This window comes from Rheinheimera marina (assembly GCF_042654345.1).
Taxonomy (GTDB): Bacteria; Pseudomonadota; Gammaproteobacteria; order Enterobacterales; family Alteromonadaceae; genus Pararheinheimera; species Pararheinheimera marina.
Window position 1 is genome coordinate 403,888 of the sequence record NZ_JBHSGB010000010.1, and the last position, 23,458, is coordinate 427,345.

At 54.1% G+C, this 23,458-nt stretch carries 22 protein-coding genes and 4 tRNA genes; 23 read left to right on the plus strand and 3 right to left on the minus strand.

Annotated features, from left to right (window positions below; translation table 11 throughout):
• Positions 1-32 precede the first annotated feature (32 nt).
• The 6 genes from dnaQ to ACFO3I_RS11540 all read left to right on the plus strand — a co-directional run bounded on the left by dnaQ (position 33) and on the right by ACFO3I_RS11540 (position 2,611).
• Positions 33-734 carry a DNA polymerase III subunit epsilon gene (gene dnaQ, locus ACFO3I_RS11515; RefSeq protein WP_377334134.1) on the plus strand — a complete coding sequence of 234 codons (702 nt, stop codon included), beginning with the start codon at positions 33-35 and terminating at the stop codon, positions 732-734.
• Entirely contained in the window at positions 722-2,116 is a 1,395-nt protein-coding gene (locus ACFO3I_RS11520; protein ID WP_377334135.1) for a TIGR03503 family protein, read from the plus strand. The genes dnaQ and ACFO3I_RS11520 overlap by 13 nt, the downstream gene beginning before the upstream one ends.
• Before the next feature lie 106 nt (positions 2,117-2,222).
• Positions 2,223-2,299, plus strand: a tRNA-Asp gene (locus tag ACFO3I_RS11525).
• Positions 2,300-2,315: 16 nt separating this feature from the next.
• Positions 2,316-2,392 (plus strand) — tRNA-Asp (locus tag ACFO3I_RS11530).
• A gap of 26 nt (positions 2,393-2,418) precedes the next feature.
• Positions 2,419-2,495: transfer RNA gene (locus tag ACFO3I_RS11535), tRNA-Asp, on the plus strand.
• A 39-nt stretch (positions 2,496-2,534) separates the two neighbouring features.
• A tRNA-Asp gene (locus ACFO3I_RS11540) sits at positions 2,535-2,611 on the plus strand.
• 460 nt (positions 2,612-3,071) lie between these two features.
• Here the strand turns inward: ACFO3I_RS11540 and ACFO3I_RS11545 are convergent.
• Positions 3,072-3,359 (minus strand): hypothetical protein, encoded by a 288-nt coding sequence (locus ACFO3I_RS11545; protein ID WP_377334136.1) that lies wholly within the window; start codon positions 3,357-3,359, stop codon positions 3,072-3,074.
• An 83-nt stretch (positions 3,360-3,442) separates the two neighbouring features.
• Between ACFO3I_RS11545 and ACFO3I_RS11550 the strand changes: the two genes are divergently transcribed.
• The 11 genes from ACFO3I_RS11550 to ACFO3I_RS11600 all read left to right on the plus strand — a co-directional run bounded on the left by ACFO3I_RS11550 (position 3,443) and on the right by ACFO3I_RS11600 (position 11,680).
• The gene (locus ACFO3I_RS11550; RefSeq protein WP_377334137.1) at positions 3,443-3,961 is read left to right on the plus strand and encodes a DUF2878 domain-containing protein; all 519 of its coding nucleotides are present in this window, start codon (positions 3,443-3,445) and stop codon (positions 3,959-3,961) included.
• On the plus strand, positions 3,933-4,481 hold the full coding sequence (locus ACFO3I_RS11555) for a chalcone isomerase family protein (RefSeq protein WP_377334138.1): 549 nt from the start codon (positions 3,933-3,935) through the stop codon (positions 4,479-4,481). The genes ACFO3I_RS11550 and ACFO3I_RS11555 overlap by 29 nt, the downstream gene beginning before the upstream one ends.
• The gene (locus ACFO3I_RS11560; protein ID WP_377334139.1) at positions 4,468-5,052 is read left to right on the plus strand and encodes a DUF3833 domain-containing protein; all 585 of its coding nucleotides are present in this window, start codon (positions 4,468-4,470) and stop codon (positions 5,050-5,052) included. Before ACFO3I_RS11555 ends, ACFO3I_RS11560 begins: the two co-directional genes overlap by 14 nt.
• Before the next feature lie 16 nt (positions 5,053-5,068).
• Positions 5,069-5,644 carry an LON peptidase substrate-binding domain-containing protein gene (locus ACFO3I_RS11565; RefSeq protein ID WP_377334140.1) on the plus strand — a complete coding sequence of 192 codons (576 nt, stop codon included), beginning with the start codon at positions 5,069-5,071 and terminating at the stop codon, positions 5,642-5,644.
• A 112-nt stretch (positions 5,645-5,756) separates the two neighbouring features.
• On the plus strand, positions 5,757-6,326 hold the full coding sequence (locus tag ACFO3I_RS11570) for a sigma-70 family RNA polymerase sigma factor (RefSeq protein ID WP_377334141.1): 570 nt from the start codon (positions 5,757-5,759) through the stop codon (positions 6,324-6,326).
• On the plus strand, positions 6,319-6,996 hold the full coding sequence (locus ACFO3I_RS11575) for a ChrR family anti-sigma-E factor (protein WP_377334142.1): 678 nt from the start codon (positions 6,319-6,321) through the stop codon (positions 6,994-6,996). The genes ACFO3I_RS11570 and ACFO3I_RS11575 overlap by 8 nt, the downstream gene beginning before the upstream one ends.
• A gap of 69 nt (positions 6,997-7,065) precedes the next feature.
• On the plus strand, positions 7,066-7,542 hold the full coding sequence (locus ACFO3I_RS11580) for a nuclear transport factor 2 family protein (RefSeq protein WP_377334143.1): 477 nt from the start codon (positions 7,066-7,068) through the stop codon (positions 7,540-7,542).
• Positions 7,539-8,276: an SDR family NAD(P)-dependent oxidoreductase gene (locus ACFO3I_RS11585; protein ID WP_377334144.1), complete on the plus strand. Its 738-nt coding sequence runs from the start codon at positions 7,539-7,541 to the stop codon at positions 8,274-8,276. The genes ACFO3I_RS11580 and ACFO3I_RS11585 overlap by 4 nt, the downstream gene beginning before the upstream one ends.
• A gap of 55 nt (positions 8,277-8,331) precedes the next feature.
• Positions 8,332-9,603, plus strand: a complete 1,272-nt coding sequence (locus ACFO3I_RS11590; RefSeq protein WP_377334145.1) for an NAD(P)/FAD-dependent oxidoreductase — start codon at positions 8,332-8,334, stop codon at positions 9,601-9,603.
• Between the two features lies 1 nt (position 9,604).
• Positions 9,605-10,435: a DUF1365 domain-containing protein gene (locus tag ACFO3I_RS11595; RefSeq protein WP_377334146.1), complete on the plus strand. Its 831-nt coding sequence runs from the start codon at positions 9,605-9,607 to the stop codon at positions 10,433-10,435.
• Between the two features lie 3 nt (positions 10,436-10,438).
• Positions 10,439-11,680: a class I SAM-dependent methyltransferase gene (locus ACFO3I_RS11600; protein WP_377334147.1), complete on the plus strand. Its 1,242-nt coding sequence runs from the start codon at positions 10,439-10,441 to the stop codon at positions 11,678-11,680.
• 14 nt (positions 11,681-11,694) lie between these two features.
• Here the strand turns inward: ACFO3I_RS11600 and ACFO3I_RS11605 are convergent, their stop codons facing one another.
• Positions 11,695-12,549, minus strand: a complete 855-nt coding sequence (locus ACFO3I_RS11605) for a substrate-binding periplasmic protein (RefSeq protein ID WP_377334148.1) — start codon at positions 12,547-12,549, stop codon at positions 11,695-11,697.
• 338 nt (positions 12,550-12,887) lie between these two features.
• Between ACFO3I_RS11605 and ACFO3I_RS11610 the strand changes: the two genes are divergently transcribed.
• The 5 genes from ACFO3I_RS11610 to ACFO3I_RS11630 all read left to right on the plus strand — a co-directional run bounded on the left by ACFO3I_RS11610 (position 12,888) and on the right by ACFO3I_RS11630 (position 20,055).
• Positions 12,888-15,959: a TonB-dependent receptor gene (locus tag ACFO3I_RS11610; protein WP_377334149.1), complete on the plus strand. Its 3,072-nt coding sequence runs from the start codon at positions 12,888-12,890 to the stop codon at positions 15,957-15,959.
• 81 nt (positions 15,960-16,040) lie between these two features.
• Complete coding sequence (locus ACFO3I_RS11615; RefSeq protein ID WP_377334150.1) at positions 16,041-16,790, plus strand: SapC family protein; 750 nt, start codon at positions 16,041-16,043, stop codon at positions 16,788-16,790.
• Positions 16,787-17,818 (plus strand): cupin-like domain-containing protein, encoded by a 1,032-nt coding sequence (locus tag ACFO3I_RS11620; RefSeq protein ID WP_377334151.1) that lies wholly within the window; start codon positions 16,787-16,789, stop codon positions 17,816-17,818. The genes ACFO3I_RS11615 and ACFO3I_RS11620 overlap by 4 nt, the downstream gene beginning before the upstream one ends.
• A 27-nt stretch (positions 17,819-17,845) precedes the next feature.
• On the plus strand, positions 17,846-19,354 hold the full coding sequence (locus ACFO3I_RS11625; protein ID WP_377334152.1) for a tryptophan halogenase family protein: 1,509 nt from the start codon (positions 17,846-17,848) through the stop codon (positions 19,352-19,354).
• Complete coding sequence (locus ACFO3I_RS11630) at positions 19,354-20,055, plus strand: DUF6445 family protein (RefSeq protein ID WP_377334153.1); 702 nt, start codon at positions 19,354-19,356, stop codon at positions 20,053-20,055. Before ACFO3I_RS11625 ends, ACFO3I_RS11630 begins: the two co-directional genes overlap by 1 nt.
• On the opposite strand, the gene ACFO3I_RS11635 is transcribed toward ACFO3I_RS11630, so the two are convergent.
• A complete protein-coding gene (locus ACFO3I_RS11635) occupies positions 20,036-21,952 on the minus strand; it encodes a sialate O-acetylesterase (protein WP_377334154.1) in 1,917 nt (638 codons plus the stop codon). The two genes, ACFO3I_RS11630 and ACFO3I_RS11635, sit on opposite strands and share 20 nt — an antisense overlap.
• 223 nt (positions 21,953-22,175) lie before the next feature.
• Here ACFO3I_RS11635 and manD point away from each other — a divergent pair, with 223 nt between their 5' ends.
• Positions 22,176-23,384, plus strand: coding sequence for a D-mannonate dehydratase ManD (gene manD / locus ACFO3I_RS11640; protein WP_377334155.1), 1,209 nt, complete (start codon positions 22,176-22,178; stop codon positions 23,382-23,384).
• The last annotated feature ends 74 nt before the right edge of the window (positions 23,385-23,458 follow it).

Below are 23,458 nucleotides of genomic sequence, written 5' to 3' on the forward strand. Positions count from 1 at the left end.
CTAACGTAAAACAGCTGTTGATACGAAGAATAATGTTAAAACGCCAAATCGTTCTGGATACAGAAACCACAGGTTTAAGCCCGCAGGAAGGCCACCGTATTATCGAAATTGGTTGTGTTGAGCTGATCAACAGACGACTGACCGGCAATAACTTTCATGTCTATTTGCAGCCGGACCGTCTGATCGACGCAGAGGCCATTGCGGTGCACGGTATCACCAATGAATATCTGCTGGATAAACCCAGATTCCGTGAGGTGGCGCAAGAATTTTACCAATATATTCAAGGCGCTGAGCTGGTGATCCACAATGCGGCGTTCGACGTCGGTTTTATCAATCACGAATTTAACCTGCTGACGCCGCCGCTTGGCAAAGTCGACAGCATTTGTGGCGTGCTGGATACCCTGATGCTGGCCCGCCAACGCCATCCGGGCCAGAAAAATAACCTGGATGCCTTGTGTCGCCGCTACGACATTAATAACAGCCACCGCACACTGCACGGCGCTTTACTGGACGCCGAAATTTTAGCGGATGTCTATCTGGCGATGACGGGCGGCCAGGTCAGTCTGAATCTTGCGACTGAAGAGAGCTCAGGGCAGCAGGCGACAGAAGTAGGCCAGTTGAAACGTACTGGCGCCTTACCTGTGATTTTTGCCGGCGATGATGAGCTGGCGGCACATGAAAAACGACTGGATCTGGTGCAGAAAAAAGGAGGATCCTGTCTGTGGCGAAACTAATACTGCTGTTCCTGCTGGTGCTGTTTCCGGCACTAGCCCAACAAACTGAATCTCAACCTGATCCAACGGGCCTGAGCCTGTTACCTCCGCTGAACGATAAAAATCAGATCCCGCTGCTGGACAACAGATTTCGTATTGATTACGAAGTGGCTGAAATCACTTTGGTGTTTTTCCGCAAACGTGGCTCAGCTTCCGTGGTTCTGGTCAAACCCGATGGCAGCAAAATTAATGTCGCCAATGCGTCGCGGCAAGGCGTGGATTGGTACGACGATCAAAGCTACGACCTGATTAAAATTAAGAACCCAACGCCGGGGCCCTGGCAGGCTGTGGGACAGATTTTGCCAGAAAGCCGGATTATGGTGCTGACCGATATTGAGTTACAGGTTGACCCGTTGCCCGAGCACCTGATGGTTGGTGAAACCATTAAAGTGACTGCCCGTCTGACTAACGGCGGTCAGCCTATTGTGGCGAAAGATTTTCGAGATCTGTTGCGACTGGATGTGTTGTTTATCAGCAGCAACAATTCTGACTTTGCCAACTTTGGCGCTGGCGTCGTAGAAGTCACCACACTGGCTGACGATGGCCGTAACTTTGATGAGCGGCCAAGAGATGGCATTTTCACCGGTGAATTCCGCTTGCAGATGGCGCCTGGACAATGGGTGCCTAAATACATCGTCAAAACGCCTCTTTACACTCGTGAGCTGGTACAGGACGCTGTGGTGTTGCACAAATCGCCAATCGAATTTATTGCAACCCCGGCAGCCCTGGAAGGCGAGATGCACCAATTGGTGTTTAAACTGGCTGACCCGGAGATTGTGCCTCAGTCGCTGGCCTTACAAGGAAAGATCCGTTTTCCGAATAACGAGATCCAAAGTTTCACTTTAGGTGAAGCTGCCGGCGATCAACGGTTACTAAAGATCGTGAACTTTGCCCCGGGTTATTACAAAGTGGAAAGTACCTTGTTTGCCCAGACTATCAATGGCAGAGACCTGGTGATCAACTTACCTGAAACCACCTTTTTAGCCGAAGCTATCGCCAAAGAGCCGGAAGCAGACCCTGCGGCTGGCCCCGATCAGACTGCCGCCCCAAAAACCGGAGCCAAAGCGGAAGTCGTAGTCAACAAGCCACAGCCTGAACCTGAAAGCGGCCCACCTTGGGCATTAATTGTGGTGCTGAATATAGTCTTGCTGGGCGGCGGGGGCATGGCTGTCTGGATGGTGATGACGGAGCGTTCGTTTAAAGATTTGCTGCCAGCTAAAAAGTCGCAAATGGATTTGTCTGCGCTGAATCAGTCAGAGATGCCCGCTGCAAAAACAGCCAAACCGGCGCAAAAAAACAGCAAGTCAGACGACATTCTGGAACTTTCATTACCGGATGATTAAGGAATAGGCAAAAGCGACAAAAAAAGATTTGACGCACTTGGGCCTTATCCGTATTATTCCCGCCGCACTACAGGATACCCTTCTGAAATCTGTAGTGTATTGGCGCGGAGCGGTAGTTCAGTCGGTTAGAATACCGGCCTGTCACGCCGGGGGTCGCGGGTTCGAGTCCCGTCCGCTCCGCCAATTTTCGATGCACACCGGAGCGGTAGTTCAGTCGGTTAGAATACCGGCCTGTCACGCCGGGGGTCGCGGGTTCGAGTCCCGTCCGCTCCGCCACATGCATCGATAAAGCTTCCTGATCCGGAGCGGTAGTTCAGTCGGTTAGAATACCGGCCTGTCACGCCGGGGGTCGCGGGTTCGAGTCCCGTCCGCTCCGCCACTTCAGTAAGTTTGCCCTTGAGCAGAAAGCTCACTCTGCGGAGCGGTAGTTCAGTCGGTTAGAATACCGGCCTGTCACGCCGGGGGTCGCGGGTTCGAGTCCCGTCCGCTCCGCCACTTTACTGGGTTTGTGACTCGGTAATCAAAACAACCAGCCTAGCGCTGGTTTTTTTACGTCTTTTATTCGGCTGTCTGATGACAGCAGTTCAGTCGGTTGCTCTCTGTTAAAGCATGGCCGGCCTGTCACGCCGGGGGTCGCGGGTTCGAGTCCCGTCCGCTCCGCCACTTTACTGACCTGAACAATCAGTAAAACAAGAACCAGCCAAGTGCTAATGCCAGTCAGATAAGCAGTTTTTATGCAAAAACTGCTTATCTATTCACTAGCTTGGTTCAGCTGCAGCGGAAAAGGCAAAGCCCACGCAGCCACGCCGTAAACCCATCCCTGGGGGCTCCTGTTCGGCTCCATGCCTCACAGGGGCTGCTTAGTTCTTTGCCTTCCCTCGCTTTGGATAGACTCTGTTAGTTTATTGTTTTAGTTCAGGGGAGCCTGATACTGCACCGTAAAAAATAATGCCAGTCAGCTTAACTGACTGGCATTACCAGCCAAGTGCTGGTTTTTGTGTTTTTTGCGTCCTTGCAAAAAATCCTTGCGGGACCAGCCTTCGGCCGTCCAAAAACACTCCAGATGTTTTTGTGTTTTTTGCGTCCTTGCAAAAAATCCCTGCGGGACCAGCCTTCGGCCGTCCAAAAACACTCCAGATGTTTTTGTGCGCTTTAAGTTAACCCATTTAGTCGCCTTTCTGTTTTCACCCGCAACCGAAAAAGAACGCACTTTCTGCTGACCAGCCGGCATCAGGTGAACCAAATTCTGATCTGCTTCGTATTGAATCGCACGAAATTTAAAGTGCGCCAGCCTGCCCGCTGGTATCCGCTGCGGAGTATGACCAGATGCGCTTACTGCTCAATTCCTGCTTATTTAACCTGGCCTGGTTTGGTTGTGTGTATTGGGGCAATGGGGCCGCGCTGCTGGTGCCTGTCTGGGCTGGCCTGCACCTGTGGCAGAGCGCCAGGCCCAAGGCCGAAGCTTTGCTGTTAATCAGTGTGATGGTCGGCGGCGCCTTGCTGGATTCGCTGTGGATGCTGACGGCAGTATTTATATTCCCTGGTCAGCCCTGGTTGCTGCCTTTTTGGTTACTGATGCTATGGCTGGCGTTTGCGATGACGCTCAATGGCTACCTGTCTGTGCTCAAAGGCCGTGTCTGGCTGCAGAGTCTGGCCGGCGCGCTAGCTGGACCTTTCAGTTATTGGGCTGGCCAGCAGCTGGGCGCAGTGCAGTTTGGTGCGCCCTTGCCTTGGGTACTGTTGATGTTAAGTCTGGCCTGGGCCGCTTTGTTACCAGCTTTATTTTTACTTAATCAACGAGTGTATGGAGTGACGCATGAGAAGACTCTTTTTGGCGCAGGCTAGACGGCTGTGCAGTCTTTTGCTGCTGTCGGTACTGTGTCACTCGGCAGTGGCAGACTCCGCTAAACAGCCAGATCTCAAAGCCGGACTTAAGCTCATTGGCAGCGCAGAGTTCAGTGTGCTGTTTTGGGATCTGTATCAAAGCTGGTTGTACAGTCCGAGCGGTCGGTTCACTGGTGTGGAGCCGGGCCTGTTGTTTGAAATCCGCTACTTACGCACAATCAGCAAAGACGATCTGATAGAGAATACGGTGAAGCAGTGGCAACACCTGAAGGTGCCACCAGAGCGGTATCAAGCGTATCTGCCACAGCTGCAACAGGTCTGGCCGGATATCCGCAAAGGAGACGTCCTGACGCTGAAGGTCGGGGCCGGTCACACAGAATTCTATTTTAATCAACAGCCAGCCGGGGTGATCGCCAGTCCTGATTTTGCGGCGCTGTTTCTCGATATCTGGTTATCGCCACAGACCTCTGAACCTCAACTGCGGCAGCAATTACTGGGAGTGAAAAATGCGTCAAATTAACTGGGTGTTGCTGGCTGCGGTGGGCGCTGCTGGCTTGATGCTGAGCAGCTGCAGTACGTCCATTTCGCAGTACCGCGGGACTGAACCTGGGTTTGACCTGGCCGCTTATTTTGACGGTCCGGCGATAGCCTGGGGCATGGTGCAGGACTACAACCAAAAAGTGACCCGGCGTTTTTGTGTTGAGCTGAACGGCCAATGGCAACAGCAGCAAGGCACGCTGGCGGAGACCTTCTACTTTGATGACGGTGAGACAGACCAACGCACCTGGCGTCTGACCAGGGTGGCACCGAACCAGTACACAGGGGAAGCCGACGATGTGGTCGGCACTGCCGTCGGTCAGCAGCAGGGCTTTGCGCTGCAATGGCAGTATCAGCTGATGGTGGCGATTGACGGTGAGGATTACCAGTTTGACCTGGATGACTGGATGTATCAGTTGGATCAATACCGGCTGTTTAACCGCACCAAAATGAAGAAGTTTGGTGTGACAGTGGCCGAAATTACGCTGTTTTTTGATAAAGAAGCGCCGCTCCGGCAGTGTCAGCCTGCCACTGTCCAAAGCACAGCGTTGTGAGCTGAGGAGAGACCCGTTGACAGAGGCCATGCAGATACCGGTATTTCCGTTACCGGTGTTTTTACTGCCAGGTGGTATGACGCGGCTTAATATCTTTGAGCCCCGTTACCTTAAAATGGTCCGACTGGCCAGTCAGGGCCAGGGCTTTGTGATCCAGACGACTACGAGCTCAGGAGCCTTGTCGGAGCTGGGTGCCTGGGTCATGATCAGCAATTTCGGCCAAAGCCCAAACGGCCTGCTGCAAATTGACGTGCAGTGCCGCGGCCTGGTGCGGCTCACTGATGCGACGCGTGACGCTGACCAACTGCTTTGGGCCCGGGCGCAGCTGACGGATCACTGGGCTACAGAAGCACAGAGTGCTGAAAGCCAGGCCTTTGCTGACGCCTTAGGCCAATGCTTGCGGGACAACGAGCTGCTCAGCACGCTTTACCCAGAACCTTTACTGGATCAGGCAAATTGGGTGGTCGCCCGCTGGCTGGAGCTGGCGCCAATCGCCAATCACTACAAAGTCCTTTTTTACCCTGCCGACAGTTATGCCAATGCCGTGACCTTGCTGGCAGAAATTTTGCTGACAAAAAGTAGCGCTCAGTGATCCAACTTGCGAGAGGCAACGTAACTGCAAGAAGGAGTTCAACGGGGCGCGAACTATGTTGCAAAGCACAGCAGAATTGCAAAAGGCCGCAGGATGCATTACATCTAGGCTTATGAGCGCAGATTCAGATAATCAGGAATTAAGTCAACTGCTTACCGCGGTTGCACTGAAACGGGACAAGCAGGCATTTACTGCACTGTTTCGTTTTTTTGCACCCCGGATAAAGCGGATGGCGGCTGCCAGATTGATTAATTCGGATCTGGCCAATGACGTGGTGCAGGACACTATGAGCAACATCTGGCGTAAAGCCCACCTGTTTGATCCGGACAAAGGCTCCGCCACTGTCTGGGTGTACCGGGTGATGCGTAACGTGACCTTCGATTTACTGCGCAAAATTAAAGCCAATCAGGAAGACAGCATCAGCGACGATTTCTGGCCTTTGTTGGACGATGACGATAGTGCCGATCCTGCCGCGCATGACCATCTGGCCAAAGACGCTATTCTTGCCGGACTCGACTGCTTGTCTGAGCAACAGCGCCAGGTGGTGCACGGTGTGTACTTTATGGAACTGACCCAACAGCAGCTGGCTGAGCAGCTTGGTTTGCCTTTGGGCACTGTGAAGTCCAGATTGCGATTAGCGCTGGCGAAGTTAAAACAGCAACTGGGAGAAGGCCATGATTAACCATCACCCGACAGAGCAGATGTTGACTGCTTTTGTGGCAGCAGAGCTGCCGGTTTCTTTAACGGCTGCGGTGGCTGTGCATGCTGAAATGTGCAGTTGCTGCGCCTTGCGTATTGAACAGCTAACCCAAATGCAAGCCAACCGCTGGTTGGATGCAGCCCGGCCGCAAAGCGAAGAGCCCGACTGGTCAGCCGAAACACTGGACCCGGAACTGGAGCAAATGCTGGATGCGATGGTGCTGGACGATGCGCCTGCTGCAGAGCAGAAGCCAAAAGCAAAACAGATTGCGGTGGCAGGGCAGCAGTATCAGTTACCCAGAGCCTTGCATTCCCTGCCATTAGGGGCGTTCAGCCAGTTTGGCAAGTTATCCAGGGCACGTTTTGGGCTGGATGAAGGAGCTTTGCACAGTAGCTTGTTGTACATCCAACCAGGCGGTGGTGTGCCACAGCATAGTCATAAAGGGTTTGAGCTGACCTTGTTACTCAGTGGACATTTCAGTGACGCTGATGGTGATTATGGTCCGGGTGACTTTATTTTGCTTGACGGTAGCCACACTCACCAACCCGTGTCAGCGACCGGCTGTCTGTGTTTCACCGTGGCAGATGCACCGCAGCGTTTTACCCAGGGAATGAACAGATTATTGAATCCAATAGGTAATTTTATCTATTAATTGATCTGACTCCAATCATTGAGCGTATTGTTATGTTAATGTGTCAAATGATGGTGCGAAGGAGAGATCATGCCTGCAGAGTTTCAGACCAGTGACGCCGCCGATACTGAGTCGGCAGCCTACCCACTGTGGTTACAACGCTTTACCGAAACTTATCAAGCGCTGGGGGTTGCCTCTCTGGAGCCTCTGGCGCAGCTCTACCGTGCCGATATTCAGTTTCGGGATCCACTGCATCAGCTGCAGGGACTGGACGCGCTGTTGGCCTACTTTTCGGGCTTATACAGCAAGCTGAGCCAATGTGATTTCCAGATTGACTCCGTGATTTATCAAGGCAACAGTGCAGCGCTCTACTGGACCATGACCTATGCCCATCCGCAGCTCAATAAGGGCCTGCCCATTCGGGTGGAAGGGCATTCACTGATCCGCGGTGAGGCAGACAAAGTGCATTATCACCGGGATTACCTGGATGCAGGGCAGATGTTATACGAACATTTGCCAGCGGTTGGTGCGCTGATCCGCTGGGTAAAACGGCGGGCCAGCCAATGAAACGGGTTCTGATCACTGGCGCCAGCTCTGGCATTGGCGAAGCTTTAGTTGGCCAGTACCTGCAGCACGGGTTTACTGTGCTGGCCTGCGGTCGCAATGCCGCCAAACTACAGCAACTGGCACTGGCGAATACGGCGGTGCAGCCGCTGCTGTTTGATATCACAGAGCCTGAACAGATCGCTCAGGCGGCGTCGCAAGTCAGCGAACTTGATCTGTTGATCCTCAACGCCGGGGACTGCCGTTATATGGATGACGTGATGCAGTTTGACGGCGCGCTGTTTGAATCTGTGCTGCAAACCAATCTCGTCGCCACCGGCTACCTGCTGCAGTATTTACTACCGAAATTAAAACCCGGTGGCCAGCTGGTGCTGGTCAGCTCCAGCGCCACCTTGTTGCCTTTTACCCGGGCTCAGGCCTATGGCGCGTCCAAAGCCGGTCTGGATTATCTGGCGGCCAGTTTGCGGCTGGATTTGGTGCGACATCGCATAGGCGTGACCTTGGTGCATCCTGGGTTTATCAAAACACCGCTGACCGATAAAAATGATTTTTCCATGCCGTTTTTACTCAGTGCTGAACAGGCAGCGGCACGGATTTATCAAGGCGTGCTGCAGCGCAAGCGTTATCTGCATTTTCCAAAGCGACTGACCTTGTTACTGAAGACTATGGCCTTGCTGCCGGAACGCCTTTGGTTCTGGTTGGCACTGAGGATGGGACAGGCCACACAAAAGCATTAACCTCGGCAAGCAGTAATCCAGCAAGGCGAGCTGCTGCCATTCAACGTGGGTGACTATGAAGACGATAGCCATTGTAGGAGCAGGAATCTCTGGCTTAACCGCCGCTTATCTGTTGTCGAAGAAGCATCAGGTGCAGGTGTTCGAACAGGCCGCCGCGATTGGCGGCCACACCGCCACTGTCGATGTGGAGCTGGCGGGACGCCAGTACGCTATCGATACCGGCTTTATTGTGTTTAACGACAAAACTTATCCCAATTTTCTGGCGTTGCTGGCCGAAATTGGCGTAGGCCGTCAGGCCACTGAAATGAGTTTTTCGGTAAAAAACACCCTGACTGGTCTGGAGTACAACGGCCACAGCTTGTCGACGCTGTTTGCGCAAAAACGCAATTGGCTCAATCCGAAATTTTGGAGCTTGCTGAGAGAAATCCTGCGCTTTAATTCGTTATGCAAAGCCTTGTATCAGGGGCCTTCGCTGCAAGACGGCGCCACTTTAGGGCAGTTTTTGCAGCAGCAGGGCTTTTCACGTTTTTTTGCAGAAAACTATATTTTGCCGATGGGGGCCGCCATATGGTCCAGCTCCTTAACGGCGATGGAGTTGTTCCCGCTGCAGTTTTTTATCCGGTTTTTCCATAACCATGGCTTGCTGAATGTGACAGACAGACCCCAGTGGTACGTGATCCCGCAAGGATCGCGCAGCTACCTGGGGCCTTTGACCCGGCCTTTTGCAGACCGCATTCAATGCAACGCCAACATCCGGCAGATTTTCCGCGAGCAGGGCAAGGTTCGTCTTTGTTTTGCTGATGGTTCGGAGCAGCTGTTTGATGAGCTGGTGCTGGCCTGTCATTCCGACCAGGCACTGGCGTTGCTGGCAGATGCGTCAGAGGATGAAAAGCGCATCCTGTCTGCCCTGCAATACAGCCCGAATCAGGTGGTGCTGCACACCGATGAATCCGTCTTGCCGAAACGGCGTAAAGCCTGGGCCAGCTGGAATTATCAACTGGGTGCTGATCAGGACAGACCCGCCTGTGTGACCTACAACATGAATATTTTGCAAGGCATTGAATCGGAACACACTTTTTGTGTCACGCTGAATCAAACTGAGCAGATAGCTCCGGAGAAAATCCTGCGCAGTTTCGTCTACCACCACCCGGTCTATTCGGTGCAGTCGCTGGCAGCAGCACAGCAACGGCTGCAGATTTGTGGCCAAGGCCAGACCCACTTTGCCGGGGCTTATTGGTACAACGGTTTTCATGAAGACGGGGTTCGCAGTGCGCTGGACGTTGCCCGCCGTTTTGATTGTGATTTCGCCGCGCCGGAGTCGTCATAGCATGGCTGATGTTGGTAAAGCGGGCGCAGAGCTGCAGCCACTGCACAGCTGTTTATATAGCGGCGAGGTGCGGCATCGTCGCTTTAGCCCTATAGATCACCAATTTGCTTATCAGCTGCAGATGCTGGCGCTGGATGCAGATGAGTTGAGCGCAGGCCAGTTGCCAGCGGGATTACTGGGCCGCCAGTGGTGGTCGCCGCTGCGTTTTCGAGAGCAAGATTATCTGCCGGGTGATCCAGCACCACTGAAGCAGCGTATTACTGAAAAAGTCAGGACACTTGGCGGCGACAGCCACATCGCCAGAGTGCTGATGCTGGTGCAGGTCCGCTGTTTTGGTTTCTATTTCAGCCCGGCCAATTTTTATTTCTGTTATGACGATGCACAGCAGTGTCAGTCTGTGTTGGTAGAAGTCAGTAATACACCCTGGCTGGAAAAGCATTATTACCTGTTGTCTATGCAGGAAGCGGCGCCTGTGACCGTCAAGGCGTTTCACGTGTCGCCATTTATGGACTTGTTAATGAATTACCACTGGCAATTGAAAGCTCCGCAGCCCGACAGTGACAGGCTGTTGATCCATATAGAAAACCGACGGCCAGCCAAAGAACAAGAGCTGCGTGGCCCTAAGCTGTTCGATGCCACCCTGACGATGACCAGACGGCCACTCAGTGACGCCGCAAAGCTGCAGGTCAGATGGTCATTGTCGCTGATGACGCTCAAAGTCGTCGCAGCTATTTACTGGCAGGCGTTAAAGCTGTTTGCCAAGCGCGTGCCTTTTGTACCTTATCAAAAATCAGCACAAAGCCAGAACCAACGAAGCAACAACGGAGAGTGACAGGTGGAACAAATCACACGTATAGCGACAGCACAGCCGCTGAGCTGGTTTGAAAAACGCTGCCGCAGCCTGGTTTTCAAGGCACTGGAACAGATCCGTGAGGGCAGCCTGCAACTGGTGGAGCCAGACGGCACTTTTTATTTTGGTCAAAGCCGCAGCGCCCAATCCGAGCCCGATCTGCTGCAGGCGACTTTGTTAGTGGACGATGCCAGTCTGTATAAAGACATAGTGCTGGGCGGCAGCATAGGCGGGGCTGAGGCCTTTATTGCCGGAAAATGGCACTCACCGGATTTGACCGCCGTGATCCGTCTGTTTGCCAGAGCGCAGCAACTGACCGACCAACTGGAACAGCATCAGGGCTGGTGGAGCCGTCTGAAAAACGCCTTTTTGCACCGAGCCAACCGCAACACCAAAACCGGTTCGAAAGCCAATATTGAAGCCCATTACGATTTAGGCAACGAGCTGTACACCCGGTTTCTCGATACAAGCATGATGTATTCGGCCGCTGTGTACCCGCATGCCACTGCCAGTCTGGCCGAGGCGCAGCAGCACAAGCTGGAGCTGATTTGTCAGAAACTGCAATTAAGCCCGGAGGACCATCTGCTGGAAATCGGCACCGGCTGGGGCGGTTTGGCTCTTTATGCTGCACAGCATTTTGGCTGCCGCGTCACTACCACCACTATTTCTGAGCAGCAGTATCAGTATGCGCAGCAACAGGTGCAGGACGCCGGTTTGCAGGACCGAATCACCTTGCTGAAACAGGATTACCGCGATTTAACCGGCCAGTACGACAAGCTGGTGTCAATTGAAATGATTGAAGCTGTGGGTTACGAGTTTATGCCCGGCTTTTTCCGCCAGTGTAATCAGCTGCTGAAACCAGGCGGTAAAATGCTGCTGCAGTCCATTACCATTGCCGACCAGAGGTTTGGCTATTACCTCAATAATGTCGACTTTATTCAGCGTTATATTTTCCCGGGGGGCTTCCTGCCGTCCATGACTGAACTGGCCAAAGCCAGCACAGCCAACAGTGCCATGGTGATTGAAGCGGTACAGGATATAGGCCTGGACTATGCCCGGACTTTGGCCGACTGGCGCAGCAATTTTTTGCAGAGCTGGCCTGAGTTGCCACAGTTTGGTTACGACGAACGCTTTAAACGCTTGTGGCTGTATTACCTGGCGTATTGTGAAGGCGGCTTTCTGGAACGGGCCACCAGCACAGTGCAGGTGGTGTTTCGCAAAGCCTGATCTTTGCAGCGACTTTATTTTTCGCTCTGCGACCGTGCTGCCGCTATCGACATCTCTGATGTGGCAGAAAACCCCATAGCGCAGTGTGTACCTGCTTCAGACAAAAGATAAAAACCGGTGCTGGCGGATAACCCCAGCGCCAATCCCAGCTGCTGTTGCCACTTTTGTTTTTGCTGGTGCAAGTGTGGGCTACGGATCGCTTGTTCATAGCGTGCTTCGGTATCGGCAATCAGCTCTGGTTTACTGCCAGGGGACAGCGCCAGATAGTTGTACGAGCAGCCAAGTCTGAACACAGGGCGCAATGTCTTGCCAATGTCGCTGTTTTGTTTCAGAACCTGCTCTTCCAGTTCAGTCGACAACCACAGCTGGGCCCGACCTTTCATCAGCATCTGCATACCTTGTTCGTAGTCTCCGACTGTTTCTACGGCAATGCCTTCCTGTTGCAGACGTTCGCTAAGCCAGCCGGCCCGCAAGCCAACAATCAATAATTTACGGCTTTTCAGCTGTGCCAGATTCAGCAGCGGCTGAAACCCTGGTTCTGCACTGTAAAGCCAGTGCTCCCGTCGCGATACCGGGCCGATAAAATGAAAGCCCTGTTGTTCACGCTCGGCAGTTTTTCCCATGGTAAACAGCAGCACATTCGGGGTGCTTTGCGCTGTGTATAGGGCGCGAGGCCAGGGCATCAGTTCCACCTCTGCTGGTAACCCCTGAGGGTACATGCTGTGCAGCAGATCAATGGTCAGGCCTTGAGTGTGCTGCTGCTGATAGTTGTAAGGGCGTTTTTCTGAAGTCAGCAGCCGGTCTGGCAACGGCGCGGCCAGAATTTGCAAACAAGTCAAAGAGAACGCCAGCAAAGCACAATATTTCATAAAGCAACAGCCATAACAGAAGACACCTCTAGTGTAACAAAACAAAGCCCTGCGCGGCTATTCGGCGCGCTGGTGGCGCCTTTGGTCTCAGCTTAGGTGTTCATCCCTCAATGGTTGCGCTACCAAAAAAAGCAAAAAGCTAACGTATTTTGGCAACTTCCCGCTGCAATTTCCCCCACTACAATCAGTGGCGGTCACCTCTGAAATGGCTTTATGTAAGGCCTTACATCGGTGACCGACAGGCTCCAGGTAAAAACCGGCGCAGGCAGTAAATACAAGCCGGCAAGCCTGGTAGTTGGTTGACTTCGCCAGCACAAATCAATAGGGATGGTACGATAATGACAAATCAACGCAGGTTCACCCAGACTGCGGTAGCCAGAGCTTTGTCTCTGCTGCTCGGTGGGACAGTGGTGACTCCGGTTCTCGCACAACAGGCAAACAATTCAGACACTTCGCAAGTTGAAGTAATACAGGTCAAAGGCCTGCGCTCCAGTATGCAGGCGGCTACCGCCATCAAAAAAGAATCCATTGGTGTGGTCGATGCCATTTCGGCTGAAGACATAGGTAAATTCCCAGACACCAACCTGGCTGAATCCTTACAGCGCATTACCGGGGTGTCGATTAGCCGCACCAATGGTGAAGGCGCCGAGGTCACAGTGCGTGGTTTTGGCGGCGACAACAATATGGTGACGCTGAATGGTCGTACCATGCCTTCTGCCACTACCTATGCGGCGGGTTCTGGCGCAGACGGCACTACCCGCGGCGGCAGTGCCCGCGCATTCGACTTCTCCAACCTGGCTTCTGAAAGTATCAGTGGTGTTGAAGTCTATAAAACCAGTAAAGCCAATATTGCTACAGGCGGTATCGGCGCCACGCTGAACATTAAAACCGCCCGTCCGCTGGACAGTGATCAGGACGTGGCCAGCATAGGCGTCAAAGCGGCACACGACACCACCAACAGAACAGGTGATGATGTCACGCCGGAAATTTCCGGTATTTTCAGCAAAGTCACGGCCGACGACACCTTTGGTGTCAGCTTGTCTGCCAGTCACCAGGAGCGGGATTCCGGCTATACAGGAGCAACGGTCAACGACTGGCAAGTGGCTTATTGGGATGATATTGCTGATCTGGATCGCAGCTGGAACAATACCAGCACTGAAGTGATTAATGCGCCATCCCAAGGCCAGCTGTATGCACGGCCGAATGACATCCGTTATGCGTTTTCCAACACAGAACGTGAACGTGATAATGCCCAGCTGACCTTGCAGTACAGACCGAAAGAAAACTTTACAGTCACCGCCGATTACACCTTTGCTGAAAACGAAATTGCCGAACATCGTGGTGAAGTGGGTAACTGGATGCAAACTGGCAGCAACACCAAAATCGTCGAGTTCGACAACAATATCGTCAAAACGCCGACTTACATCAAAGAGGTGTACAGCGGTGCGGTTGACGAAGGTTATGAACAGCAGTGGCGTGAACAAACCAACACCTTGAAATCTGCCGGTCTGAACCTGGACTATGACGTTAACGACGAGCTGACCCTGAAGCTGGATGCGCATGATTCCAGCATGTTCAGCCGCGGTACGGGTCCACGCAACTCCGGTGAGCTGGCGGTGGGTTTAGGTGCGCCTATTGTCACCTCACGTGAATGGTTCTGGGGGGCCGATTTACCTACTTATCTCAATGTGTATGACGATACAGTGCCGGGCAAAGGCGCCAATGCCAATGGCATGGTGGATAGTGGTGATGTGGGTTCATCCATTGCCCGTATCCGCAACGCCAGCCAGCGCAGCGACATTACTCAGGTGAAGTTTGATGGCCGTTATGCGCTGGATGCCGGTTACTTTGACTTTGGTATTGAAGCGCGCAATATGGAGTCCCGCTCCATGCAAACCGCCGGTAACAATATTGCACTGGGCAACTGGAACGTTGGCAATCCGGGCGAGTTTGGTGACTTAATTCAGCCATTTGACGTGCCAGGTGAATTTGACGATTACACGGCCAAACCAGGCGGTTATGGCTTTACGGCTGACCCACGCGCTTTGTATGAAGCAGCTCTGGGTTTGTACTCTGGTATTCCGACCGCATCCGAATCGACGCTGTCCTTTGACAATATTGTTAAAGAAGACACCAGGGCTGCCTACTTCCAGGTGGCGTTGCAAGGCGAGCTGGGCAAAATGCCATTTGATGTGTTAACCGGCCTGCGTTACGAAGAGACCAAAACCGAATCCAGCTCACTGGTCAGTAAAGTCTACTTCCAATGGGAAGATAACAACGACATCGTGTCGTATGTCGACGGCAGCGTGCCAGCCGCACCTTTTACTGCCAATAACAAATACGATTACCTGTTACCCAGCCTGGACGTCACCCTGCACCTGTCGGATGATTTAATCAGCCGTTTCTCCTTCAGTAAAACCCTGGCCCGCGCTGGTTTAGGCAGCTTAGGGGTGTCAGCGTCTAACTTCGGTGGTGGCGGTGGATCCACCTTGTTTGGTGCTCAGCCCACAGCCAATGCGTCCAACCCTGGCCTGTTGCCTTTGGAATCATCCAACTACGACCTGTCACTGGAGTGGTACTACAAAGACGACAGCTACGCCGCTATCGGTTTATTCCAGAAAGACGTGATTAACTTTATCGGCAGCCGTCAGGTGGATCAGCCACTGCTGGGCATTCAGGATGTCACCTCAGGGCCACGCGCTTTAGCGGCGGTGGAAGACTTACGTGCTGGCGGTTACCCAATCGACGACACCTACTTGTACGCCATGATGGTGTTTAATGAGTACCGCAGCCATCCGGATATGATTGCACAGTATGGTAATAACCCGCAGTTTACCGGCAGCCAGGCGCAAATTGACTTCCTGGCCAACCACGCCGGCTTCGACCTGCGCGCCACTGCGGATGATCCTGAAGTGGTGTTCCGTACCAGTACGCCAGACAACAACAGATCAGCGAAGATTTATGGGGCAGAGCTTGCGATGCAACATTTCTTCGGCGAAAGTGGTTTTGGTGTTCAGGCCAACTACACCATAGTGCGCGGTGATGTTGGCTTCGATGTGGCCGCAGACCCAAGCCAGTCGCAGTTTGCTCTGGTGGGCCTGAGTGACACTGCCAACCTGGTTGGTATTTACGAAAACGGCGATTGGCAGGCTCGTCTGGCCTGGAACTGGCGTGACGAATACCTGGCCGAGGTGAACAAAGGCGGTTCCAATAACCCTCGCTTCGAAGAAGCTTACTGGCAAATCGACGCCAGCGTCAGTTATGCGGTCAACGAACGGCTGACGGTGTCGTTTGAAGGACTGAACCTGACCGGTGAAGACAGCCGTTCGCATGCCCGTAACGAAGCGATGATGTGGTATCTGACTGATTTGGATGCCCGTTATCAGATTGGCATGAGGTATAGTTTCTAACCTGGTCGGTCTGAATTGAGCGGGCTTGGGTCGGCAGACCCAGGTCCGCTATGACCTTTTGGCAGTAACAGGACGAACTCTATGCACAGCCATGTATTACTGAACAATCTCGAGCATCAGGATCTTCGGGTACAGCATCGTTTTGCCGCCGCTTTTGGTGACAATCAGCCCGCGGTCGCGGTTTATCCCTCCGAATTTCTGCAGTTACAAAAAGAATACGCCATTTTATTTCGCCAGCAGGACGGCCAGTTCTATTCCACCGTATTGTTGGGTTTTGCTGCGGGTGAAAACCTGTACCTGAACGATCAGTTGCCCTCCGGCTGGGACGCCAGGCAGTTGCCAGCCAGCATTGAAAAAGGCCCCTTTCTGATTGGTTTTCAGCGCCAGCCTGGCCAGGCTGAGCCGACGCCGGTGATCCATGTGGATCCGGCGCATCCGAAAGTCAGTACGCAGCGGGGTCAGCCGCTGTTTTTGCCAGAAGGCGGCCACAGCCCTTATCTGGAGCATATGATTGACCTGTTGCAGCGCTTGCATCTGGGCCATCAGAGCCAACCGGCCTTTTTCGCCGCCATTGAACCTTTGGGTTTATTGCGGCCAATCAGCATTGAATTCAGTCTGGATAATGGCGAAAAACACCGCCTGCTCGGTAATTACTGCATCGACCAGCAGCGGCTGGCACAGCTCAGTGGTGCTGAGCTGGAACGCCTGAACCAGAGCGGAGCGCTGGCGCTGCTGTTTGCCCAAGTCAGTTCGATGAGTAACATTCAGACCTTAATTGAGCGGAAGAACGACTTGAGCAAAGGCTCGCTGGCGACGCGGGTTGCCGGATGAGTGCGGCGACACTCATCACCGTACGGCAAGTCCAGTGCGATCCGGGTCAGGTGCCGGTCGATTTGCTGGATGGTCAGGGCCCGGTACTGATCAAAGGGCTGCTTAGCCACTGGCCTTTACTGCAGGCTGGCAAGCACAGTGCGGCGTCCGTAGCCGACTATTTACTGACCCATTACAACGGCCGCAGCACTCAGGTGTATTACGGCGAGCCTGGCCTGAATGGCCGCTATTTTTACAATGACGATTACACGGCGCTGAACTTTGAAGCCCGGATTGGCCGGGTTGATGATGTGCTGCAGCAACTGCTGCAGTGGCAACAGGACCCAGAGCCGCCATCGCTTTATATCGCCTCCAATTTAATCCAAAGTCATTTTCCATTGCTGCTGCAGCAAAACCAGCTGGATTGGCCGAAAACGGCATTGCCTTATGCCACTGAAGCGGAGCGGGTCAGTTTGTGGCTGGGTAATCGTTCGTTGGCGGCCTGCCATTATGACTCGTCCGACAACCTGGCCTGCTGTATTGCCGGCAAACGCCGTTTTACCTTATTTCCGCCTGAGCAAATTGCCAATTTATACCCGGGGCCTCTGGAGCCAACGCCTGGCGGTCAGGTGATTAGCCTGGTTGATTTTGCCAAGCCGGACCTGCAGCGTTTTCCTAACTTTGCCAAAGCGCAGCAAGTGGCGCAGGTGGTGGAGTTAGAGCCGGGCGACGCTTTGTATTTACCAGCCATGTGGTGGCATCAGGTCGAAGCGCTGCAGCCCTTTAACCTGCTGCTGAATTACTGGTGGAGTGAAGCGCCACGTTACACCGGCTCTGGCTCTAACCTGCTGTACCATGCGCTGCTGACCTTAAAAGACAAACCAGAGCATGAGCGCCGCGCCTGGCGCGCCATTCTCGATTACTACATTTTTGAGCCTGAGCAGTCGGTGGCGCATTTACCTGATGCGGTCAAAGGGCTGCTCGGCGAACTGGACGAGCAACAGGCCAGGCAGCTGCGAGCTATGTTGCTGCAACGGCTGAACCGTTAAGCCAATCAATCGACAGGGATTTTCACCATGCAAAACAACGTAAAAAAAGTGGTGGTGGCAGGCGGTGGCACCGCCGGCTGGGTGGCGGCGGCGGCGCTGGCTAAACGTTTACAGGACCAGATTGAGCTGGTACTGGTGGAATCGGAAGAGATAGGCACAGTCGGGGTAGGCGAGTCGACCATTCCGCCTGTGGCCTTGTTCCACAACCTGCTGGGCATTGATGAACAGGAGTTTATGCGGGCGACCGACGCGACCTTTAAGCTCGGTATTTCCTTTGAGCATTGGGGGCTGCAGGGCGACCGTTATATGCACCCTTTTGGCACCACAGGTCGCGGCAGTTTTCTGGCCGATTTTCAGCATTATTACCTGCATGGCCAACGCTTAGGCATCGAGGCGCCTTTTGGTGACTATTGCTATGAGCTGCAGGCGGCGCTGGCGCATAAATTTGGCAAAAGCAGCCAAGGTGGCCTGAGCTACGCCTATCATCTGGATGCAGGCCGCTATGCGCGTTTTTTGCGCCAGTTCAGTGAGGCTTTGGGCGCGAAGCGAATTGAAAGTAACATTCAGCAGGTGGAGCAGCACCCCAATGGCGATATCAGCGCGTTGGTGCTGGCCGATGGTCAGCGCATTGACGGCGATCTATTTATTGACTGCACCGGTTTTCGCGCCTTGCTGATCGAGCAAACGTTAAAAACCGGCTTTGAGCGCTGGGACCACTGGTTGCCGTGTAACAAAGCTGTGGTGGTGCAAACGGAGTCCGCAGCGACCTTGCCCCCTTACACCAGAGCCATGGCGCATCAGGCAGGCTGGCAGTGGCGTATTCCGCTGCAAAGTCGGGTCGGTAACGGCCTGGTCTACGCGGCCGATTTTCTGTCGGATGAACAGGCCCGCCAGCAGCTACTCGGCAACCTGGAAACGGCGCCCTTGATGGAGCCCCGTGTGCTCAGTTACACCACTGGGCGGCGGAAAAAGTTCTGGCACCGCAACTGTGTGGCGCTTGGCTTATCCAGTGGGTTTATTGAGCCGCTTGAATCGACCAGTATTTACCTGTTTATGAATGGGGTCATTCGGTTATTGCGGTTGTTTCCTTTTGCCGGGGTGACCGACGCTTTGGCCGATGAATACAACCAGCAGTCCATTCGTGAGCTGGAGAAAATCCGTGACTTTATTATTTTGCATTACCACCAAACTGAACGCAGCGACAGCGAGTTCTGGAATTACTGCCGCACTATGCCCATCCCCGACAGCCTGGCGCACCGTATCGAGCTGTTCCGTGACAGCGCTTTGGCCTTTCAGACCGGCGACGAAATGTTCCGGCTGGAGTCCTGGACCCATGTGATGCTGGGCCAGCGGCTGCAGCCGCGTAGCTACCATCAACTAGTGGCCAGCGTGCCAGCCGCCGAGATGAACGCGCACTTGCAACAAATTCGTAGCAGCATCAGCCAGGCGGTCGAGCGCTTGCCGTCGCATCAGGAGTTTATCCGTCAGTATTGCCCTTCTGGTTTTGCCAAACCTGTACGGGCTATGGCGGGCTGATGTTAAAACTTGCACCACAAATGCAGTTGCAGGTGTTAAGGCTGGGCCAGGAGCAACAGCCTGTGCTGGTGGTGGATCATTTTCATGCTCGGCCAGACCTGTTGCTGCAGGATGCCGGTAACCAGCAGTTTGCCGCCAATTCGCCGTATTACCCCGGCGTGCGGGCAGCCGCGCCAGAGGCTTACCGGCAGCGCTTTTTGCAAAGCCTGCAGAGTACGTTGTGCCAGGTCTTTGCCTTGCCGTCGGCTAATTTGCACTTTTCGGTTTGCCATTATTCGCTGGTGACCACAGCACCAGATCAGCTGAAACTGCTGCAGCGTATTCCGCATTTTGATACCACAGAGCCGCATGCCTTGGCGGCAGTGCATTATTTGTTTCAGGGCAACCAGGGTGGCACAGCGTTTTACCGCCATCGCAAGACAGGTTTTGAAACTATTGATGAAACGCGCACAGAGGCCTATTACCGCGCGTTGGAAAGTGAAAATGGCGGGCCGGATTTACCGCCAGCCGATGCCGGTTATATTCAGGGGGACACCGCCTTATTCAGTCAGTTGGGTCGGGTGGACGGTTGCTTTAACCGTCTGGTGCTGTACCGGCGCAAATTGCTGCACAGCGCTCAGATAGGGCCTGACACCTGCTTATCAGCCGACCCACGACAGGGCCGGCTGACCATCAGCAGTTTTATTGATTGCTTGCCTTAAACCCAAGCTTGGCTTCAAAAGAGCTGGCCGGCAGACCCACTCCGTTATACAGCACCGCGTCCGGGTTATCTGCCCAGCCGTAACGCACCGTCACAGGTTGTGGGACTTCTGCCGCAGATAACAGCAATTGATCGCCTTGTTGCTGCACCTTGGCCCACACATAACGGCCGTCTTTGCCGGCAATGGCAAAAGCATTGCCGCCTTGTTTCAGCACTAAGCCTTGCTCGGCAAACTGAAAGCTCAACCTGAGTTGCTGAGCCTCGGCGGTGACGGACGCAATCTCTGGCCCGCGATAAGGCAGTTTTTCCTGATAAGCCACTGCCCGGGCCGCCAGCGCCAAACGTTGTCCTAAGGTGCGTTTATCCACAGGGTGAATATCATTCCACTCGCCGGTATCGAGCGCCACTACCATAGCAGTGTGTGGCACTTGTTGTGTTAAGCGCTGCGCTTCACGCAGGCCGGCCCAGCTACTGTCGGTTGGCTGGTTGGTTTTTTCCAGGAAATTGGCCAGCTGCACATACAAAAAAGGTAAGTCGGGCTGCTGCCAGGCCTGGCGCCAATCCGCAATCATCCGCTCAAAACGTTGCTGGTACTGGGCATAAGCCCCGACATTGGATTCGCCCTGATACCAAATGACGCCTTTCACTGGCAGCCAGGTTAAAGGCGCGGTCAGGCCGTTATACAGCCCCAGCGGTTTCCAGCGGATAAAGGTATCGCCAGGCAAAGGTTTGGCAGCGGCTCCCAATTGCATTTTCCAGGTTTTACTCAGTGCTATCTGCTGCTGATCGCTGCCAATCCAATAGGGCTTGTCCGGCATCAGGCCGGTTTTGCCCTGAGTGGAGGTGATTCGCACCGCCAGCTGATTCACGCCCGCTTTGAGTAAGCCGACAGGAATTTCATAACGACGCGGCGGATACTGGTAAGTGGTTTCGGCAATTTTCTGGCCGTTTAAATAGGCTTCGTCGGCGTCCACTATGCTGCCCAGGCGCAATACGGTGGCTTGTTTAGCTTGCTGTTCGCTCAGTGTGATCGCCTGGCGCAGCCACCAGACGCCGGTAAAGGGCTCTGGTAAAAAGCCGGGCAGGGTGATGCTTTTCCAGTTGCTGTCATCAAAGTCCTGGCTAAACCATGGCGTGGCCGCATGCAGGCCCTGGTCGCGGGCGGCTAAATCGCCATACCAGGCCTGGTTTTTTGCCGCATCCGCCGCTGTGATTTCGGCAATATAGGCATCATCTTTAAACTTTTTCGCTTCGGCCAGCGCCTCCGGGAAGGCCTGCAGCGCTTCTTCACTGAGCCAGGCTTCCACCGGCGAGCCGCCCAGCGCGTTATTTAAAATACCCACAGGTACATTAATTTGTTGCTGCAAGTCGCGGGCAAAGTAATAGGCCAGCGCCGAGAAATGCTGGATGTCGGCGGCGGTGGCCTGCATCCAGCGGCCATCAGTCAGGTCCTGCTGCGGCGCTTTGAAATTGTACTTCTGCGGCACGCCAAACTGGCGAATCAGCGGAAAATGGGCGGCGGCCAGATCGGCCGGATACGCCTCCGCCAGCCGGGCCATCGGCATCTCCATATTGGACTGACCGGACGCCACCCAGACATCACCAAAATACAGGTCCTTGACCTGTACTTCATTTTGGCCTTTCACACTGATTTGATGCGGCCCGCCGGCACCTTGTGCTGGGAGCTGTACTTGCCAGCGGCCATTGCGGGTCACCGCCTGGCCAATCAGGCGGTTGTCCAGCCGAAGCTCAACCGCTTCACCTTCGGCGCCATACCCCCACAGTGGAATGGTTTTATCACGTTGCAGCACGGCGCCGTCACTGATCAGGCGCGGCAATGAGACCTCGGCCAGCAGCGGGCCAGACACAAAAGCAAGAGCAAACAAGAGGATACGCATCACGAAGTTCCCTGTTGTGGTTTTTTGTCCAGCCTACTGTGCCTTAGGGCTATGGCAAAGCCGGGTGCCAGTAAAGGTGAGGCTGATACGAAAAAACATAAGGTCAGCCGCACGGCCGGGCACTGCAGAGCACAAAGCATAACGGCCTTACCAGCTTTCAGAATTGTGGCGAAAGACGAGTTGGGTATGCTGTAAAACATTGTGTTTAAAGGAGTATCCACCGATGAAAATTACCTCTGCCCGCGTGATTGTCTGCAGCCCGGGCCGCAATTTTGTCACCTTAAAGATTGAGACGGACCAAGGCCTGACCGGCATTGGCGATGCGACGCTCAATGGTCGCGAACTGGCCGTGGCCAGTTACCTGACCGAGCATATGATCCCTTGCCTGATTGGCAAAGACGCCTCGCAAATTGAAGACATCTGGCAGTTTTTCTACCGGGGCGCTTACTGGCGGCGTGGGCCTGTCGGCATGACCGCGCTCGCGGCAGTGGATATGGCGCTGTGGGACATTAAAGCCAAGGCGGCCGGTATGCCGCTCTATCAGTTATTGGGTGGGCGCAGCCGCTCAAAAGTCATGGTCTATGGCCATGCCAACGGCAAGGACATTGACGACACGGTCGAGGCGGTGCTGCGCTACAAAGAGCAGGGTTATGTCGCCATTCGGGCGCAGTCTGGGGTGCCGGGTCTGGCCTCAACCTATGGCGTGTCGAAAGACAAACTGTTTTATGAACCTGCCGATGCCGACCTGCCAACGGAAAACCTCTGGTCCACCACCAAGTACCTGAACCATGTGCCGAAGTTATTTGCCAAGGTGCGTGACGCAGTGGGGGACGATATTCACCTGCTGCACGACGTGCACCACAGGCTGACACCCATTGAAGCGGCCCGGCTTGGCAAAGAGCTGGAGCCCTTTAAACTGTTTTGGCTGGAAGATGCAGTCACGGCCGAGTTGCAGGAAGGCTTTCGATTGATCCGCCAGCACACCACCACACCATTGGCTGTGGGCGAGGTGTTCTCGTCCATTTACGACTGTCAGCAGCTGATCAGCGAACAGTTGATTGATTACATCCGCACGACCCTGGTGCACGGCGGCGGTATTACCCATTTACGCCGTATTGCCGCACTGGCGGAGCTGTACCATGTGCGGACCGGCTTTCATGGTGCGACCGACTTATCGCCAGTGACTATGGGCGCGGCGCTGCATTTTGACAGCTGGGTGCCGAACTTCGGCATTCAGGAATACATGCGTCACACCGAAGCGACCGATGAAGTCTTCCCACACGACTACCACTTTAACGCGGGTTTCCTCTACTGCGGCGAAACTCCGGGCCATGGTGTGACTATTGACGAAAAGCTGGCGGCTAAATACCCCTACCAACGCGCCTACCTGCCGGTCAACCGGCTGGAAGATGGCACCTTGTTTAATTGGTAGTTTTGCTCGTTTCTGCAAACTTATGGGCGACGTCAAGTCGCCTTTTTCATAGCTCTATGGCTGCTGGAAAAACT